We start from the raw sequence: 16456 nt of genomic DNA on the forward strand, positions 1-16456 counted from the left end.
TTGTTTGACCGGACTATACAACAATGTTAAGATTACTCTGGTTTTAATACTAAACATTTCAAAACTAAAAGGTTAATAACATGAAAACCTTGGTAAGGCGTATAAGTACAATTATTTGTACTATAACCCTAGCCTTTACTTTAATGGCTAAACCAGCTCAAGCTTATTCCGATATAGCCCTGGTACGACAAGCTCCAGGTTGGGGTAGTATACCTGTGGCTTCTTCCAATGGTGATGGCAGCTTTACTGTTACTAATGCCGGAATTACCAACTTTATTGATAAGTGGGCACCCACAGGTGGAGTTAAGGTGATAACTGGTGACTTTAACGGCAACGGTCGCACCGATATCGCCCTGGTACGACAAGCTCCAGGTTGGGGTAGTATACCTGTGGCTTTTTCCGAAGGTGATGGTAGCTTTACTGTTACCAATGCCGGAATTAGCAACTTTATTGATAAGTGGGCACCCACAGGTGGAGTTAAGGTGATAACTGGTGACTTTAACGGCAATGGTCGCACCGATATCGCCCTGGTACGACAAGCTCCAGGTTGGGGTAGTATACCTGTGGCTTTTTCCAATGGTGATGGCAGCTTTACTGTTACCAATGCCGGAATTAGCAAGTTTATTAATCAGTGGGCACCCACAGGTGGAGTTAAGGTGATAACTGGTGACTTTAACGGCAATGGTCGCACCGATATCGCCCTGGTACGACAAGCTCCAGGTTGGGGTAGTATACCTGTGGCTTTTTCCAATGGTGATGGCAGCTTTACTGTTACTAATGTCGGAATTACCAACTTTATTGATAAGTGGGCACCCACAGGTGGAGTTAAGGTTTTAACTGGTGACTTTAACGGCAATGGTCGCACTGATATAGCCCTGGTACGACAAGCTCCAGGTTGGGGTAGTATACCTGTGGCTTTTTCCAATGGTGATGGCAGCTTTACTGTTACCAATGCCGGAATTACCAAGTTTATTGATAAGTGGGCACCCACAGGTGGAGTTAAGGTTTTAACTGGTGACTTTAACGGCAATGGTCGCACTGATATAGCCCTGGTACGTCAAGCTCCAGGTTGGGGTAGTATACCTGTGGCTTTTTCCGAAGGTGATGGTAGTTTTACTGTTACCAATGCCGGAATTAGCAACTTTATTAATCAGTGGGCACCAGCAGGTGGAGTTAAGGTGATAACTGGCAACTTTAACTGCGATAGTCGCACCGATATCGCCCTGGTACGACAAGCTCCAGGTTGGGGTAGTATACCTGTGGCTTTTTCCGAAGGTGATGGTAGTTTTACTGTTACCAATGCCGGAATTAGCAACTTTATTAATCAGTGGGCACCAGCAGGTGGAGTTAAGGTGATAACTGCTGACTTTGGTTTTCGTGAATTGCAGTACATTTGTGACCAAGGTGACCAACAAGACCAAGGTGACCAAGGTGACCAAGGTGACCAAGGTGACCAACAAGAAATGGTTTTACAGCATTGTAACAGTTGAGCTTGTTGCACCTGATCAAGCATTGGTAATGCACCTGAGTTGTGATGGGGTTGGTCTCCGACTCCAGCAACTCCGAGATTGTTGTAGCGGTTAGCGATGACCCGAATCCACCGCCAGGAGTAGCCAGTCACCTCGGCTACTTCTGGCGGTCGTTTTACCTTTGGCCATTAACCAGAGTATAATGTCTTTCCCAGAGTGGAATAAGACCTATCGTTCGACGGAGGGGTATCAATATGGTTGCTTTAAAAGTGTTCTCAGTGGCTACAGTTGCCGTCGTTTTGAGCAGTTGCTTAATACCTGAAAAAGCCTTGGCTAGTCGTCTTGATTTCACAGCTGAAGCGATTGGCAGTTCAACTCCTTCAATAATCCTAAATCCCAGTATTGGTCAAACCCTACAAAACGGCGATTTTACGATAGAAAGGAATGGGGATAACATCCTTGGTAATGGGATTGATGAACAGACAAGTTGGAGCTTTGATTTTTCTGAATTCGCTACATCAATCAATAACTTATCCCAAGCGAACCTAATTTTAGACCTGACACCAAACAACGTCCTGATCACTGATGATACATTTGGGATCATAGGATTAGATCCTATTATTATTGCTCCGCCCCGCAATTTACCAATAGGAACCAAGCAATCGCTATCTTTAAAATTACTGGAGTTTTACAAGTCAGAAGAAATCGAGAAGGTATTTAATGCTAATAGTGGCAAAATTTCGGTATCTTACAGAGATGATGCCATTGTATCTCGTGCTGATCTGTCATTGTCTACAGTTGAAAGAGTTCCCGAGCCTACTTCTATTCTAGGGATTTTAGCTTTGGGAGCTTTAGGAATTAGTTCCTTATTTAAGCACAAGCTCAAGCAGCAGAAACAAGCAAAGCAGTAATATCAATCAAGTCATGATAACTAGTCAACCGGACACAATATAAGTGACAGCTCCTACACTGCTGACGTGTTGATATTGAAGAGAGATTTTTTGATAACAAGTTCAATAGTTTTGACTTGGAAACAAATGCCCAGTACTCCCAGAAAGTCAAAGCATCTGAAATCGTCCAGAGAAACAGATCAGTTAGTCCTCCAGACTCCATCCGATACTTAGATTGTAGGACTGTGAAATTCTTTCCTAGCATAGCCTTCAGCTTTTTGGATAGGCGACTTTGTAGGGCTGTGTTATCCGGTAAGTCAACTGCAAGAGCCATTCGAGAACCACTGAAGTAGTTAATGAACATTCCTGTCTGCTTGTCCACTTCATCCGCAGTATAGGTGTCCAGGGTTAAGTCGTGGATTATTCCATTGACATAGGAAAAGTCAGCTCACAAGTCAGTCACAAGTCAGTCACAAGTCAGATCATCTCAGGCGGTAAGTCAGTATGCAGTGGGTTTTGATGAATATATGAGGTTCAAACAAATAAAACCTCATGTTCAAAAACACTCAATTGCAGAAGTTAAATCATGTCAATCTACAAGTTAAGTAATTAATTAAATAGCCAAGCAATCACTCTCTTAAATATGTATTCTGACCACGATTCTGAGTTGGCACCACTCGCTCAGTCTGATGAGATAACTACTTATTCTGATCATGACGAAACAATGGCGAATTGAGAGTATGGCTAATGGTGAATCAGGTGATGCATCTAAGCAACCCCAAAAGAACGTGCCTGGGAGGTCGTTAAAAAGTCTCTATCAACTAGAACCCATACCTGTAAGTGTGGATGATAGGTATATCGAACTCAGGTAAGTTGATTTTGTGGCACAGTTATTGATCAATTTTTTTCTAAAACTAAAACAATGTCTCATACCACAATGTCTAACAAAAATATAAATAGAATTTTCACTTTTGGTATAGCTGTTGCGTCTTCTGTGCTTGCTTTTGCCAGTACTGCTAACGTTGCCCAAGGACAAACAAATTATCGCCTCAAAACCCTGTTTACAGGCAGTGATAAATGTTTGGATATCATTAATGATTCCCAAGACAATAAACCGATTCTTGATGACTGTGGTAATTATTCAGGACAATTTTGGCAAATACAAAAAACAAACAAGTCTGGATATTATCGCCTCAAAACCCTGTTTACGGGCAGTAATAAATGTTTAGATATCATTAATGATTCTAAAGACAATAAACCGATTATGGCTGACTGTGGTAATTATTCAGGACAATTTTGGAAAATAGAAAAAACAAACAGGTCTGGATATTATCGCTTCAAAACCCTGTTTACAGGCAGTGATAAATGTTTAGATATCATTAATGATTCTAAAGACAATAAACCGATTATGGCTGCCTGTGGTAATTATTCAGGACAATTTTGGCAAATCCCTAATTTTTAACTGTTTGAGCTAGAAATTATCCTTTCGTTCAGGGCTGTTTAATTCTCCGGTAGAGTGATTGATAAAAATGGTGATCGCTGTTATTGAAAATGCCAGCGGTCACTTTATTACGTGGATAAATCGGCTTTGCCGGATGTGGAAGTCCTGAATGCGATTGGCCGTAGGCCACGCTACGCGATTGACCGTAGGTCAAGCTAGGCAATCGCATGCCCAGACATTTAGTCTTCATCATCTTTTAATACTAATATTTTTTTATCCTTTTCTTCTATTCCCAGTAAATTAGGAAGGGTCGTTGACACTAAATTGAACAAGTCTTTTCTAGCTAAAACTCCACTAGTTGTTACTAACAAAAAGTTGACAATACCCCAGTATTTTTTTACAGGAATTATTCTTGCTAAAATTTCAAATGAACAAGTGTTTGATTGATTGTTGTCTTTAATAATTGAAATGCTAGACTTAAAAATATTTCTCTGTTCAGATCTATGTGAAACAAAACTCATGTCTACGAATTTCGTTTCTCCTCTATTAACCGGCTCAATTTTTATTTGATTAGTTTCTTCTTTTTGATAGTTAATACTAGTTGAATGTATAGTTATAAGTAAAGATTTTATCTTGGCTTTACCTGTATTACTAGCTCTAATTTTTGCTTTACCAGTTTCGTTCTGTTCCAAAGACTTAGGCATCTGAACTACCACTTCACCACCCGTGAATTTACAGGTAAATCTATCTAAAGGTGGGTGTGTGTAGAAATAAAGATAAGGAGCTAGTAATAAAAGGCAAGTTATAGTTATCCACTTTAATCGTTGAAACCATTTATTTACAGTTTTTGGAATATCTTGAGTTTTTCGACCCCAATTTTCTATCAATTCTCCAATAATATAGTATTCAGAGCCTTGTTTGCGAATTTTATAGAGAGACTCTAAATCATCTACTCTGTCCCAAATGATTTTAGATGAATGCCCTAATTGATTACTAATTTGTTTTACTGTTAAACCCGACTTGTTGGCAAGTAAAATTAATATTTGTTTTGAAACAACATCCAAATTTTCATTGTCATAAAAATTATTGAGACTTATTTCTACTGAATCCTCAATGTCTTTCACAACTAAATCTTGCCATCCCTTAGCCAATTGTTGATTTCTAGTATATATATCTAATTCAGTTAATACTTGACATGCTGCTTGAGTATAATATGGTTTGCACCCAGTCCAGTCAATAACAGTTTGAACAAATATATCTGTGTTTGTACCTGCGTTTTTACCTGTAGAAACAAAATATTGCTGTAAAGGTATTTTAACTAAATAATTTTCTATAGCAAATCTTGCGGGTGATTTAAGATAAAAAACCTGGATATTATTGACGAGAGGCGAGGTTTTATCTTTAATTTGTTTGTGCCAATATTCTGCACCAGCTAAGACGAAAACAATTTGAGTACAAGACTGAATAATACCTCTCAGATTTCTAAACAATTGCTGGCTATTAGACATTTCTAGTAGTAGTTCTATTTCATCTATCAATATTACTAGTTGAAGACTATTTCGGAGTAAGATATTGTTGATATACTCAAAGGTTTTTACAAGGCTATTATGTTGGGGATAAACTATTCCTTGGTTACTAGAAAATAATTGAGTATCATTTTGAATTTTATGACAAGTTAATTGTAAAAAATCTTTTGATTCTACATTATTTAAATCATGTAGAGTTAAATAAGCAGCTATACAATTAGATGCTTTTGCTTCCAAGTTTTGGATAGCATTTTTTAAACTTACATCAATTAACTCTGATTGATACACATTAATCGAGCCGTTGATAATATCTCTAATCAAATAAAGCAAGGAAGTTTTGCCTATTCTTCTTTCACCAAATATTGCGACACTAAGACCACTTACAATATAACCCAATAATTTAGCTGTATCGTCTGTCCGTCCACAAATTAAACGTTTATAATCTTTGCTATCGACTGTAGAGGTAGTATAATTAATATTCATTTTTTCAATGATTAGAAGCCATTATTGTCCACTGCTTGATTAATTCTGATGAAAATAGATAACTTCCGTGATGCTTGTCAACAATTACCTGCCAATCTAGTAAACGTTTAATGTCTACATGACTGACATTTTTAATTTTTTTGTTTCGAGATAAAGCTAAAATAAATTTCTTTTCCAATTCATTAAATTTTTCCCAAAATCCAGAATAATATCCTATAAATAAATCTTCAACTATCTTATCTCTAGCAGCTAATACGTCTTCATTAGTAATATGTTTACGATTAGCTTCTACTGCATTACTGAAAGATTCGTAGCATATAGCTTGGCAGTAGTAGGGTTGTCCACCGCTCAGCTCGGTAATATGTTGAATAGCCTCCTCTGTATACTCATATTCCAATCTTGCTGCTGGTTCAACAATCAAGTTTCTTGTTTCTTCAACGGTAAGTGGCCGAAGTCGTAAAAAACGGAAATGATTGAATAAGGGAGAACTTCGTTGTGAAACATATGTAGATAGCTCAGTGGTCGCAGCAACAACAGCACAGAAATCATTACCTATTTCACTCGACTGAAGTGCTGCTCTAAGTATGTTTTGCAGTCTTTCATCAATAATATTAGATGAGTCTTGCTTGACTTTCAAAATATAATCAGCTTCGTCTAGTAGTAGGACAATTCTTACTTCTGGTAAATTAGTTTTTACTACCTGAATAATGTTTTTTATACTTACAGTGAAATCAGAGTGATTAAAGCGATATTTTTGAACGTCATCTCTAGCCAACATGTTGTGTTCTGTCAAACTAATGATAACTTTATCAATAATGAGCCTAAGAATACTGTCTGTTGTAGATTTATCACTTGTGTTGAGTACTACATAAACAGGAACCAAAGGGCTGGTTAGTCTTCTTTTCAATTGGTTTAGAAGACTAGTTTTCCCTGTGCGACGCTCTCCGATAATTAAAGTGTCTTGCTTAGTCGGCTTAGTTACCGCTTGTATAATCTGCTCAAGTTCTCTTTGTCTCCCAAAAAAGGTTGTTTCTCCTTCGACAGGACTTCCATAAATATAAGGATTATCCTGTATTGCATTAATATATATAGGTGCTTTCTGAAGTAGATGATTTATTTTGTAATTGACAACTATTTCTTTGGAAACTTTCATTAATAGTTTAAATGAAAACTCCGCAGATTCTTTGCTTCCTATTACCGGTAAAGTAATTGGATTTTCTCCGAGTACTTCATATTCTGCCGATTCTTCTATAATTTCAATTCGTACTGAATTGAAAGCCTCATTATCAAGATTAGTTATTCGCAAAACCAACTCACCAGGTTGGTTCACTAACATACCACTTCCTCTGATAGTTTCAACTTCAAGGTTCCCTATTGGATCATTGATCAATTCAGCCTTTTCAACATTTTGAATACTTTCAACTTCTCCAAAAATACTAGTTGACGTAATTTTATTGATATTAATAACTCCACTCTTTTGAAGAATTGTATTATTTGCACCATCAATATTTTCAACTTCTTCAATATTTCCTTCTAAAATTACATTCTCTGCTTGTTCAATATTTTCAATTTCTTCAATATTTCCTTCAATATTTACGTTGTCGATTCCTGTAATTTCTTCAATAGTTTCGACTTTGCCTTTTATATTTACTTCGGCATTACTCATAATATTACCAACTCGTTGTATCTTGAAAGTTGGTTTATGAAAACTAGGACGCTGTAGCGCTGTTTCTATAAGATTTTCCAGACTCAAAATTCGGGTATTTTTCTCTGCAATTAATTCCTGCACTTCGGCTTCTGCCAACGCCTTTATCTCGTTATAAATTGTAAAATACTCAGCATACAGATTAGAATGGTCAGCATCAGCTGCAGTTACTGCACGAAGTAAGAACTTATCCTTACCTCGCTTTTCAATTCCCACAATCTCCAGTTCAGCATCAGGATTATTTTCAGCCAACCGCTTAAAAGAAATTGCCATCGCACGAGGGTCAACATCCTGATTATGATAGAGGTCTAGAGTATCAAGTATTGGTTTAATGAAGTCAGCAAAATCCCCATCCTCAAATTCCTCCTCCCAATTATCCGGCTTACGACGGGGGTTAGGGTTATCTTTAGTGGGTAAGCGCATGAAGACATACCGACATCTCACCCCCTGCAATTGGGTATAACTGGTGATACCCCAATCTTCAATCGTGGCTCCGGTAAGTGTTGCACCAGTTAAATTAGCCTTATCTAACTGGGTTTGTACCAGTTTGGCTCTGGATAAGTCAGCATCTTGCAAATTGGTTTGATTTAAATCAGCACCGATGAAGCTAGCATCAGCCAGATTTGCTCCCTGTAGGTTAACCCCTCGTAGGGAGAAACCATCAAAGTTTTTGTCCTGTCCCTGAAGCGTTCTAACTAATTCTCTAACTGGTACACTACTCAAATAACTTGTTCCAGGAAGCACTTGGTCAAGTTTGCTGGCTTTGTACCAGCGAGAACAGGTAAGGATAGCCCTTCTGAAATCTGTACTCTTCAAGCTAGCTGCTGTAAAATCAGCATCAGTTAAGTCAGCACCTCTAAAACTAGTACCCCCTGTAGCTGCAAAAGCGATCGCAACATTACGAATCCAAGAATTTCTGGAGTCCTTTTTCAGGGTAAACCAGCCAATATAAACACTGAACATAACAGTAATTACTGCTATCTCTGTAGTTTTTGCTACAGAGATAGCAAAAGCTACAGAGATAGCAAAAGCTACAGAGATAGCAAAAGCTATAGCAAGGGCAACAGCTATGGCAACCGCAACAGCTCCAGCAACTGTTTTCGCTATGTCTATGGCTACAGAGATAGCAAGGGCAACAGCTATGGCAACGGCAAAAGCTCCAGTAAGAGTCAGAACTGCCGCTATGGCAGAGGCAAAAACTCCAGTAAGAGTCAGAGCTCCCGCTACAGCTCCAGCTCCTACTACAAAACCAGTAATAGTAACGAAAAAAAGCCCAGCTACAGCCACAGCTACAGAACCTGTGGCTAAATTTTTACGGATAGTAAAAATAAGGAAGACTGCCAGCACAATTAGGAAAATACCGCCTACAATGACGTTTTCGATACTGCTACTTCCAAATGCAAGTACTACTGTACTTACTACTGTACTGCCAATTAATGACGAACAGATCCCGGCGAGTGTTGACAACATCCATGAAAAAATAACCAACCCAATCGCCCAAGGTCTCTGTAATCCTGCCTTCGCACCACAAAACTTTGCACCTCTGAGGCAAGCATTAGTAAAATTAGTCCCCCGAATATCCGCCTCACTAAAATCTACACCAGCGAGGTTCTCACCCTTAAAAGACTGACCTCTGAGACTTACACGTCTGAAGTCTCTTCTACCGTTGTGATATCTCCTCAGAACCTCACTAGCTTTCATCAGGTGTATTGTCGGTAATATAATGCACCCCTTAACTACTCCATTAGAGGCACACATTCTGGAAGAATAGGAGTATTGGTTGCAATTGTAGCTAATATCATCACAGATAGACAGCAAGAGACTGAATTAATGCAACAACCAGAACCCACCAAAAAAAACGCCTAACCGTCAACCTACCAGCAGAACTAATCAACCGAAGCAAAGACACCGTTTACCCACATACACTCCCCTCACAACCCTGCTTACAAGGGTAGGTTTTTTACAAAGGAGCAAGTATGTACTTTGATTACGTATAAAATAATTAAAATTTGTATCAAAATACACAATACCGGGATGATTCTCCCCATTTCCCGTTTTTACTGACTCCCAGGGCTTGCGCGTAGGGCACCTTTGCCTCTTGCCTCTTGCCTCTTGCCTTGCGTGTAGCACTATAAAACTCTACCTCTACCGACTGTCTCAATATTTTTTTACAAAACTTTTTAAAACATGCTATAATATGGTAATTTTTATGCTAAAATAAAACCGTGGACAAAAAAATCCACGGGAAGAGCCAGCCTAAGAGTTTTCCTAGGCCACAGGCTGGCTCTGGCTACCCCTTAACGTAAAGGAGATAACTTAATATTATGTCGCATCATCTAAGCCTTTATCCATGGGTCCTGATTCGGCTATTACCACCGATGCCACCAGTCGTTTTCGCTCGGTTCAACGACTGTTGTGATGCCAAAGGTTATTCCCAGACCCTGAAACACCTGCTGCCTAATGCTAAGTTTCTAATAGTTTTAGATATAAGTCTGCCCATGGAGCCAGAGGAATAGGCAGTGTCACAAGGGTGGGGAGATGGGGAGATAGGGAGATAGGTAGATAGCAGCGCATCGCCATTCCCTATTACCTCTTCTCTGCTCCCTGCTTCCTGCTCCCTGTTCCCTGCTCCCTAAAAACCCAGAAATTTGTACCTAACTGAATTGCAAACCGCTGTATAATGACTAATCACAACAAGGGAAAAATTTACATCGTAGGTGCTGGTCCAGGAGATGTTAAGTACTTAACCGTAAGGGGAAAACAACTGCTGACTCAAGCTCAAGTGTTGGTCTATGATGCTTTGGTAGATTCCCTTTTATTGCAACTGGTGCCCTGTGATTGTCAACTGTTCGATGTAGGGAAACGGGGTGGACGCCCTTCTACACCCCAAGCTAGGATTAACCAACTGCTGGTAGACCAATGCCGACAAGGCAAGCAAGTCGTAAGGCTAAAAAGTGGTGACCCGTTTATTTTCGGGCGCTCTAGCTCAGAAATTCAGGCATTGATTGCTGCTGAGTGTCAGTTTGAGGTGATACCAGGCATTTCCTCAGCCCTAGCCGCTCCCTTACTAGCGGGAATTCCTTTAACAGACTCCGTTTTGAGCAAATGCTTTGCGGTTGTAACTGCTCATCAGCCAGAGCAACTAGATTGGGAAGCACTAGCAAGAATTGACACCCTGGCAATTTTAATGGGAGGACGTCATCTGGGGGAAATTGTCCAGCAGCTGCAACGCTATGGGCGATCGCATCAGACCCCCATTGCTCTGATTCGGAATGGTGGACGCCCCCAGCAACAGGTTTGGCTGGGTACTTTAAGCACTATAGTAAACCAAACCCTTGGTATCTCCCTCTCACCTGTGGTAATTGTAGTTGGTGAAGTAGTGGGGTTAAGGGCATCTATGGGATTAGCTGATCAAGACCAGTCGAAGAGTGAAGGTTGTCAAGACAAGCATCAACGGGCAACGGCAACTACCGAAGCGCTTACTGGAAAAACCGTCTTAGTTACCCGTTCCGCTAGTCAATCCCAAAAATTTAACCAGCTCCTGGAACAAGAAGGAGCGACTATTATCGAAATGCCCACCTTGGTGATTACTCCTCCTTCCAGTTGGGCTGGATTAGATTATGCGATCGCTAATCTCGCTAACTTCGATTGGTTGATTCTCACCTCTAGCAATGGGGTCGATTACTTTTTTAAACGATTACTGAATAATGGTAAAGATGCCCGTGCTTTAGTTGGGATTAAAATTGCTGTGGTGGGTAAGAAAACTGCGGCGAGTCTGAAACAACACAATTTACAACCGGACTTTATCCCACCAAACTTTGTGGCTGATTCTTTGGTAGAACATTTTCCAGAGTCTTTAACTAACAAACAAGTGCTTTTCCCCCGAGTGGAAACCGGTGGGCGAGAGGTGTTAGTCAAAGAACTAACGGAAAAAGGTGCTCAAGTGGTAGAAGTTGCTGCCTATGAGTCTCGTTGTCCAGATTACATGGCTCCTGCTATTTTAGATGCTTGGCAACAGAGAGCAATAGATATTGTTACCTTTGCTAGTTCTAAAACCGTCAAGAATTTTTACAAACTTCTCAAGCAAGCTTTTAACTCTTCAACGGAAACTAACCAAGCCTACTCTAATGCCCACGGCGAAGAATCTGCACCCTCAAAAACTCTCCATTCCCTTTTAAAAGATGTCTGTATCGCCTCGATTGGTCCCCAAACTTCCAAAAGCTGTCGCCAGTTGTTAGGCAGAGTAGATGTGGAAGCAGTTGAATATACTTTAGAAGGTTTAACTGAGGCGATTGTAGCATGGGAGACTGGGAGACGGGGAAATAAATAATATCAAGTTCGATAGCGTTTCTCCTAGCTATGAGGTACACAGGATTTTTTCACTCTTGCCTGCTTACTGCTCCCTGCTCCCTGCTCCCTAAAAACCGATAATTTTGTACCTCATAGTTATGATAATTGCTATAAGTCCTGTTTAAGGGAATCCCACCACGAACAAGAAGCCACAATGGCGAGACAGAAAGAATTTATTTAGATAGAGTAATCCTGTCAAAGATTTTACAAGGTTACCTAATTAGGTAATCAGAATCATTCACTTTTTTGAACAGGAGATTGTTCCAATGGATAACTATCTAAGCACTGATTTGGAGTTCATCACAAATTTGTCAGAGGATGAACTCAACGAGATTGCGGGAAGCCAAGGCAGCTCTAAAGACTTCGGCAAGGGCAAAGTTGACGATGATAGCAATGATGGTCGCGATGACTTTGACTTTGACTTTAAATTTGGTGACGATGACTTTGACTTTAAGTTTAAGTTCACAATACCTAAGCGCTTTGTGCCTAAGAATCGCTCCTTTGTGATGAAAAAGTTTCCCTTTAACTTTAAATCTAACAGCATTGTGGTCTTTAAGCAGGTTTTTACCATTAATAGTCACTAATATAGCGCTACGGGCAATGGCATTGGCAACCGGCAACCGGCAACCGGCAACAGAGGAAACAGATCCTCACAAGAATCTAATAAGCAGGAAGCCCCGCGTATGCGCGACCGGGTCAGAAGCTACCCCAGCGAGCAATCCCTCGCTGGGGTAGCCTTTATGGTTGGGAACGAAGTTACCGCAAGAATAAGGCAGCCTTATATGGTTGGTCGGTTATGGGTAAAAGGGCAGGGCTATTTCATTCTGAAAATGCGCTTGAGTGTGTCTAGTCCAAACTGGCACCGTCTTTGCGCCTGAGCCATATTTGAAAAGTCATGAGAACGATAGATATTTAGAGCAAAGTTACGAGCAACGGCAAAGATTTGAGGTAACTGATGCATGCGAATACGTGAAGCATCTTCACCCTGAGTAACGTCACGCACATAATGAACCTTGTTCTCTACACCCCAATATCCTCGAATGCGCTGGGCAAAGGACTCAGCAGACTCGACGAAAGAAGCAACATAGTAGCGTGTTTCCTTTTCCAGACGGTGTTGCCCCCCCTTTTTGAATTGTCGAACACTTTCGACTCGAATCAGAGTCTTTAGCCCTGGCCAGGGCTGGATATTGTCGAGTTGGTTGCAGATACTAACGACCCGTTTCTCGATCCGACCATGTCCTTTATTGATGTCAGTATGACTGTGTTCGGCTACAAAGTAAGCTTTGACGCTTTTGAATAGATTGCCCTGATTGCCTTTAATCGCCCCCAAGTAGTGATTCTCAGTATCAATGATCAACTGAGCCGTTTTTTTGAGTGCTAATCGCATCAAAGGCGAAGACCACACCCTTAACAGCCAGTTGCGTAATAAATTCTGGTAAGGCTTTGATTTCGTTCGTTTTACTATCCACTTGATAAGGCTCGAGAATCAAACCCCGCTCGACCAGGTAAGCACTGACTAACATAATGGCGCTTGTGAGGGGGAGAATCAGGATTGTCCCTTTCTAGTTGGTATGAGCCCCGTAAGACTTTGCCATCGACAGCTAAGGTTTCCCCTGCCAAGGGTTCAATGCCAAAGAACCGAGCTAGGGCCACAGAATACTGCTGATAATCCAAGGTTAATAGGACACGACGAATCGTGCTGTAGGAAGGAATTCGCCGCTTTGGGGGTAGAAAAAGTTCAATAAGTTCCTCCCGATAGCTGTTGAGCCAATCGCCAATCGCTAGAAACCCTCGGTTCCCAGCCGCTATAGCCAGAGTAAACAGAGCTAGACATAGAGCGACTTGATGCCGTTTACCTGAGACCTTGCGCACATCTGGGATATCACAAAAGGCTTCTAAAATCTCGATCGGCTCTGGGGTTGACTCCTCTTGGGAGAGGCTAGGCAGTAAAACAGCAGGGGCAGATTGGGGGGGCTTCCGCATGGTCACTAATCAAACTCTCGGTTAACTTGTAAGCCTAGCATTTCTTGGCTTTCATGAGAATGAAATAGCCCTGGGTAAAAGGGTTAAAACTTTATGATTAAGGCTGCCTTAATAAACAGGTTTCATCTCCGGTCGGCTATGGGTAAAAGGGTTAAAACTTTATGATTAAGGCCAGAGACGAAACCTGATTGTGAGTGGAGCCTTTATGGTTAGTCGGTTATGGGTAAAAGGGTTAAAACTTTATGATTAAGGCTCCACTCTCCTTACGGTAACTTCAAACCTTAATAAACAGGTTTCGTCTCCGGGAGGAATGCTCACAGTGGCAAAGCGCCACTTGTATCTTTTATTTGACTTTTGATCCAACGCTCTACAAACTCACCTACGCTAACTCCAGCCTCTTTAGCTGAAAGTTGTAACCACTTCCAAGAAGTGCCTGTGAGCATTATATTGTGGGGCTTCTTTAACTCATCATGTAAGACGGGAATGCCCTTCATCCTTTTTTGTGATTTTTTTTGAGATTGACTTGACATTGCTAGATATTGCGCATATACTAAAAACATGATAGCAAAAAGGTCGAAGTTGTCAAATGGTTAAGAGAAAGGCACAAATAGGAGTACAGCAAATTTGGCTACATCCTGACACAGAGACAGAAGCAATCCTAAACTACCTTTGCCAGCAGTCAGGGAAACTTTACAACATGGGACTGTATTTAACTCGTCAGTTATTTTTCAAGACCGGCAAGATATTGACTGGGAAATTTGACTTGTGTTACGAAGAAAGTATAAGTAAATCATTAATAGCTAAGTCGCTTCCTTCTACTCCGGCTCAACAGACTTTATACAGTGTGATAGAAGCCTTTAAGTCCTACAAGAGTCTCAGAGATCTTTGGTACAAAGGTCAATTGTCCTATAAGCCTTCCCCTCCGAAATACTTAAAAGGGTCTAAGCTGTTTAAAGTTGCCTATCCTAATTCTGGGGGACAAAAACCAAAGATAAAAAATGGAAAGCTGGTTTTTTCTCTTGGCTTAACCGTAAAACGCTGGTTTGGAGTAAAAAACTTCTCTTTACCCTTTCCTAGCAACTTGGAAGGAAGAAAAATCAAAGAGTGGACTATTCTCCCGAAAAATGGTGCCTTTTACTTGGAAGTGTCCTATGAGATTCCAAATCAGACCCCAGTCACTCAAAACGCCAACGAAGCATTAAGCATAGACCTTGGGACTTCTAGTAACTTAGCTGCTTGCGTTGACACCTTAGGGAATTCGTTTTTGATCGATTCTCGTGCAATGAAATCCTATAACCAGCATTGGAACAAGCAGGTTGCTACTAGAAAAGAAGGGAAGCCGCAGGGATATTGGGACAAGTGGCTCGACCAAGTTACCAGGAAGCGAAACCATCGAGTTCGGGATGGAATCAACAAAGCTGCCCGACTAATCATTAACCACTGTCTAAAACACGGGATTGGAACGATCGTATTGGGCTGGAACGAAGGATTTAAGACCAGCGCAAATATGGGAAAGATCAATAATCAAAAATTTGTACAGATCCCATTAGGTAAACTAAAAGATCGATTATCTCAACTTTGCGATTTATACAAGATTAAATTAGTACTAACTGAAGAAGCTTATACTAGCAAAGCTTCGTACCTAGATGGAGACTCCCTACCTATGTTTGGCAGTAAGCCAGCCGGGTGGAAAGCATCGGGACGAAGGATTAAGCGCGGTTTGTACAAATCCGCAAGCAACTCGATCGTAAATGCAGACTTGAACGGCAGTGCAAATATACTGCGAAAAGTAGCCAGAAACCTAGGCTTAGACTTAGGCAGACTGGGTAGGCGGCCTTTGACGACCGCAGCGAGGATTAGACTTTGGGCGCAAGCTCGCGTCTACCCTGTCCGCAGAATCCCCGCGTCTAATGACCGGGGAGTGTCAATTTTATTGTCCAATAAAACAAAACCATACAGGTTTGCATCTCAAATACAAACGCTATAGTTCAGGTTATGGATGCTAGACTTTAGCTATTTGGGATAAGAGAAGATTACTCAGAAGGCGTAATAGTGGCGTAGTTTGCTAAGGTTGGATTTGAATGAACATTAGATCAAATCCAGTGTCTTGATGCAGTCGCTCATGGGGAGGGGCTGCATCTATAGTTGATTAACTCTTGCATGAATGCTTCTTGTATGCAAGCCTTTTCCTGCAATACGTGTGTTCACAACCCAGATACAAATTCTATATAACCTAGTAACACCCTCAGCACTCAAAGGTTGCTAACCCCAAATAGCGAACTCCTGACGGGGTAATTTCAAAGCGACAAGGCAACACTTCCAAACCCTTGCTAACTGCTTCTCTTAAGAGTTTACCATAGTCTGGGTCATAGTTATCACCAGGAGAAAAGTGCAAACAATCAGCACGATTAATAAAATAAAGCATCACCGCTCGTGCTTCGGGAAGTACTGCCATTAGTTCTTCCAGATGTTTTTGTCCACGAGTAGTAACTGTATCAGGAAATAAAGCACGATTCCCTTCAGCTAAGGTAGCACTTTTCACTTCTAAATAAATCGGGCGATCTGAGCCAGTCAGTAAAAAATCAACCCGGCTTTTCCGTTCTTTTCCA

At 40.8% G+C, this 16456-nt stretch carries 15 protein-coding genes; 7 read left to right on the plus strand and 8 right to left on the minus strand.

Annotation, left to right across the window (positions count from 1 at the left end):
* The first annotated feature begins 143 nt into the window (after positions 1-143).
* Both F6K52_RS04860 and F6K52_RS04865 read left to right on the plus strand, forming a co-directional pair.
* Positions 144-1490, plus strand: a complete 1347-nt coding sequence (locus F6K52_RS04860; protein ID WP_293074810.1) for an FG-GAP-like repeat-containing protein — start codon at positions 144-146, stop codon at positions 1488-1490.
* Positions 1491-1723: 233 nt separating this feature from the next.
* On the plus strand, positions 1724-2380 hold the full coding sequence (locus F6K52_RS04865) for a PEP-CTERM sorting domain-containing protein (RefSeq protein WP_293074813.1): 657 nt from the start codon (positions 1724-1726) through the stop codon (positions 2378-2380).
* Here the strand turns inward: F6K52_RS04865 and F6K52_RS04870 are convergent.
* A complete protein-coding gene (locus F6K52_RS04870) occupies positions 2352-2723 on the minus strand; it encodes a hypothetical protein (protein ID WP_293074816.1) in 372 nt (123 codons plus the stop codon). The genes F6K52_RS04865 and F6K52_RS04870 overlap by 29 nt on opposite strands.
* A gap of 558 nt (positions 2724-3281) precedes the next feature.
* Between F6K52_RS04870 and F6K52_RS04875 the strand changes: the two genes are divergently transcribed.
* Positions 3282-3821 carry an RICIN domain-containing protein gene (locus F6K52_RS04875; protein ID WP_293074818.1) on the plus strand — a complete coding sequence of 180 codons (540 nt, stop codon included), beginning with the start codon at positions 3282-3284 and terminating at the stop codon, positions 3819-3821.
* A gap of 218 nt (positions 3822-4039) precedes the next feature.
* Here F6K52_RS04875 and F6K52_RS04880 read toward each other — a convergent pair whose 3' ends face one another.
* The 3 genes from F6K52_RS04880 to F6K52_RS04890 all read right to left on the minus strand — a co-directional run bounded on the left by F6K52_RS04880 (position 4040) and on the right by F6K52_RS04890 (position 9675).
* Positions 4040-5809, minus strand: coding sequence for an AAA family ATPase (locus F6K52_RS04880; protein ID WP_293074821.1), 1770 nt, complete (start codon positions 5807-5809; stop codon positions 4040-4042).
* 4 nt (positions 5810-5813) lie between these two features.
* Positions 5814-9215, minus strand: a complete 3402-nt coding sequence (locus tag F6K52_RS04885) for a pentapeptide repeat-containing protein (RefSeq protein ID WP_293074824.1) — start codon at positions 9213-9215, stop codon at positions 5814-5816.
* Between the two features lie 313 nt (positions 9216-9528).
* Positions 9529-9675, minus strand: coding sequence for a hypothetical protein (locus tag F6K52_RS04890; protein WP_293074828.1), 147 nt, complete (start codon positions 9673-9675; stop codon positions 9529-9531).
* A gap of 163 nt (positions 9676-9838) precedes the next feature.
* On the opposite strand from F6K52_RS04890, the gene F6K52_RS04895 reads away from it, so the two are divergent.
* The 3 genes from F6K52_RS04895 (at position 9839) to F6K52_RS04905 (ending at position 12448) form a co-directional block, all read left to right on the plus strand.
* Positions 9839-10030, plus strand: coding sequence for a hypothetical protein (locus F6K52_RS04895; RefSeq protein ID WP_293074832.1), 192 nt, complete (start codon positions 9839-9841; stop codon positions 10028-10030).
* A 164-nt stretch (positions 10031-10194) separates the two neighbouring features.
* Entirely contained in the window at positions 10195-11844 is a 1650-nt protein-coding gene (gene cobA, locus F6K52_RS04900) for a uroporphyrinogen-III C-methyltransferase (protein WP_293074835.1), read from the plus strand.
* 286 nt (positions 11845-12130) lie between these two features.
* Entirely contained in the window at positions 12131-12448 is a 318-nt protein-coding gene (locus tag F6K52_RS04905; RefSeq protein ID WP_293074838.1) for a hypothetical protein, read from the plus strand.
* A 230-nt stretch (positions 12449-12678) separates the two neighbouring features.
* Here the strand turns inward: F6K52_RS04905 and F6K52_RS04910 are convergent, their stop codons facing one another.
* The 3 genes from F6K52_RS04910 to F6K52_RS04920 all read right to left on the minus strand — a co-directional run bounded on the left by F6K52_RS04910 (position 12679) and on the right by F6K52_RS04920 (position 14377).
* Complete coding sequence (locus F6K52_RS04910) at positions 12679-13251, minus strand: ISAs1 family transposase (protein ID WP_293074841.1); 573 nt, start codon at positions 13249-13251, stop codon at positions 12679-12681.
* A gap of 74 nt (positions 13252-13325) precedes the next feature.
* Positions 13326-13847: a transposase family protein gene (locus F6K52_RS04915; protein ID WP_293074844.1), complete on the minus strand. Its 522-nt coding sequence runs from the start codon at positions 13845-13847 to the stop codon at positions 13326-13328.
* 314 nt (positions 13848-14161) lie between these two features.
* Positions 14162-14377: a hypothetical protein gene (locus F6K52_RS04920; RefSeq protein WP_293074847.1), complete on the minus strand. Its 216-nt coding sequence runs from the start codon at positions 14375-14377 to the stop codon at positions 14162-14164.
* 56 nt (positions 14378-14433) lie between these two features.
* Between F6K52_RS04920 and F6K52_RS04925 the strand changes: the two genes are divergently transcribed.
* Positions 14434-15834 (plus strand): transposase, encoded by a 1401-nt coding sequence (locus tag F6K52_RS04925; protein ID WP_293074850.1) that lies wholly within the window; start codon positions 14434-14436, stop codon positions 15832-15834.
* A gap of 258 nt (positions 15835-16092) precedes the next feature.
* Here the strand turns inward: F6K52_RS04925 and sfsA are convergent.
* Positions 16093-16456 (minus strand): DNA/RNA nuclease SfsA (gene sfsA / locus F6K52_RS04930; RefSeq protein WP_293074855.1); only part of this gene is annotated, 364 nt, incomplete at its 5' end.

This window comes from Moorena sp. SIO3H5 (assembly GCF_010692395.1).
Lineage (GTDB): Bacteria > Cyanobacteriota > Cyanobacteriia > Cyanobacteriales > Coleofasciculaceae > Moorena.

Excerpts from the sequence above, each read along its gene's own strand:
- F6K52_RS04860 (WP_293074810.1), top strand. The coding sequence starts at position 144 with ATGGCTAAACCAGCTCAAGCTTATTCCGATATAGCCCTGGTACGACAA.
- F6K52_RS04865 (WP_293074813.1), top strand. The coding sequence starts at position 1,724 with ATGGTTGCTTTAAAAGTGTTCTCAGTGGCTACAGTTGCCGTCGTTTTG.
- F6K52_RS04870 (WP_293074816.1), bottom strand. The coding sequence starts at position 2,723 with ATGTTCATTAACTACTTCAGTGGTTCTCGAATGGCTCTTGCAGTTGAC.
- F6K52_RS04875 (WP_293074818.1), top strand. The coding sequence starts at position 3,282 with ATGTCTCATACCACAATGTCTAACAAAAATATAAATAGAATTTTCACT.
- F6K52_RS04880 (WP_293074821.1), bottom strand. The coding sequence starts at position 5,809 with ATGAATATTAATTATACTACCTCTACAGTCGATAGCAAAGATTATAAA.
- F6K52_RS04885 (WP_293074824.1), bottom strand. The coding sequence starts at position 9,215 with ATGAAAGCTAGTGAGGTTCTGAGGAGATATCACAACGGTAGAAGAGAC.
- F6K52_RS04895 (WP_293074832.1), top strand. The coding sequence starts at position 9,839 with ATGTCGCATCATCTAAGCCTTTATCCATGGGTCCTGATTCGGCTATTA.
- cobA (WP_293074835.1), top strand. The coding sequence starts at position 10,195 with ATGACTAATCACAACAAGGGAAAAATTTACATCGTAGGTGCTGGTCCA.
- F6K52_RS04905 (WP_293074838.1), top strand. The coding sequence starts at position 12,131 with ATGGATAACTATCTAAGCACTGATTTGGAGTTCATCACAAATTTGTCA.
- F6K52_RS04910 (WP_293074841.1), bottom strand. The coding sequence starts at position 13,251 with ATGCGATTAGCACTCAAAAAAACGGCTCAGTTGATCATTGATACTGAG.
- F6K52_RS04915 (WP_293074844.1), bottom strand. The coding sequence starts at position 13,847 with ATGCGGAAGCCCCCCCAATCTGCCCCTGCTGTTTTACTGCCTAGCCTC.
- F6K52_RS04920 (WP_293074847.1), bottom strand. The coding sequence starts at position 14,377 with ATGTCAAGTCAATCTCAAAAAAAATCACAAAAAAGGATGAAGGGCATT.
- F6K52_RS04925 (WP_293074850.1), top strand. The coding sequence starts at position 14,434 with ATGGTTAAGAGAAAGGCACAAATAGGAGTACAGCAAATTTGGCTACAT.